The organism is Haliea sp. E1-2-M8 (assembly GCF_030649675.1).
In the GTDB taxonomy this organism is placed as follows: Bacteria; Pseudomonadota; Gammaproteobacteria; order Pseudomonadales; family Halieaceae; genus Haliea.
Genome location: NZ_JAUTDR010000081.1, coordinates 1 through 962, shown reverse-complemented (window position 1 = coordinate 962; position 962 = coordinate 1). Strand labels below are relative to the sequence as shown.

Genomic DNA, 962 nt, shown 5'->3' with positions numbered 1-962 from the left:
CACTCGACACAGACAAGCCAGCCAGGGTGCGCCAGGAGGCGCAGGAAGCCGTTTGCAGGGCATTGCGGGAGGAATGGCGGGCACGGTATACCCTGGTCGGCTTCATGACGCTGGTGGTCGCTGCGGTGGCCGTTATGGTGGTCGCGCTGGGGATCAGGTAGCCAGACACAAAAAAGCCCGCACTTGGCGGGCTGGGTGGTCATCTGGTGGGGTTAGTCTCCCTGCCGCCTCAATTCAACCTCCATGTGCTCCAGCCGGGTGCACTGGTCCAGTCCATACCGCGCCAGTACCGTTACCGCATGGGCCAGACCTTCGCGCTCACCGTCAGGGGCACAGGCAATTGAGAGTCCAACGGACTCCATCGCCTCGGCAGTCAGGATCAGGTTTTGCCGGATATCGTTCAGGGTGTCAGTGGTAGTGCTCATTGTCCTACCTCCACCTGTTCGGCCAGTGAATCCATAACCTTGAGTAGGTCCCAAGCCCGCATAGTGACCATGCCGGAGATCACCTCCAGGGCGCGGAACAAGCCTTCTCGGTCTGTCTCCTCCAAGTCTACGTTGCCGTTGACCTGATCGTCTACCAGTACGCTGGCAATGCTGCTGACGGCATCACCAGCGCGGATTAGATCGCGGTGAGCAAGATCCAGAGTGTTTGTGTGATTTTCCATGATTGTACCCCTCGGTTATATGGTGCCCTTGCATTGGGCACTATCAAACATAATGTCATGATAACATGCTGTCAAGGTATTATGTTGTCATGTGATACAATGGCCAGGATTCAAAATGTATCCCCGGAGAATACTTTGAGCGACAAGCCAGCATTCAAACACCTACAGGTCAGGCTCAGTGCCGACGAAGCCCGGCGCTTCAAACATGCCGCAGAGAATCATGGGCACAGCGTCCAGTCAGGTCTGGTGACTGCGATCAATGCCCTGCTCAAATCGTGGAAAGAAAAGCCCGTAA

The 962-nt window shown here is 56.2% G+C and carries 2 protein-coding genes; both read right to left on the bottom strand.

The window, feature by feature from the left end:
• Positions 1-212: 212 nt before the first annotated feature.
• The gene (locus Q6D67_RS21625) at positions 213-425 is read right to left on the bottom strand and encodes a hypothetical protein (protein ID WP_304707917.1); all 213 of its coding nucleotides are present in this window, start codon (positions 423-425) and stop codon (positions 213-215) included.
• A complete protein-coding gene (locus Q6D67_RS21620; protein ID WP_304707915.1) occupies positions 422-667 on the bottom strand; it encodes a hypothetical protein in 246 nt (81 codons plus the stop codon). The genes Q6D67_RS21625 and Q6D67_RS21620 overlap by 4 nt, the downstream gene beginning before the upstream one ends.
• Positions 668-962: the final 295 nt, after the last annotated feature.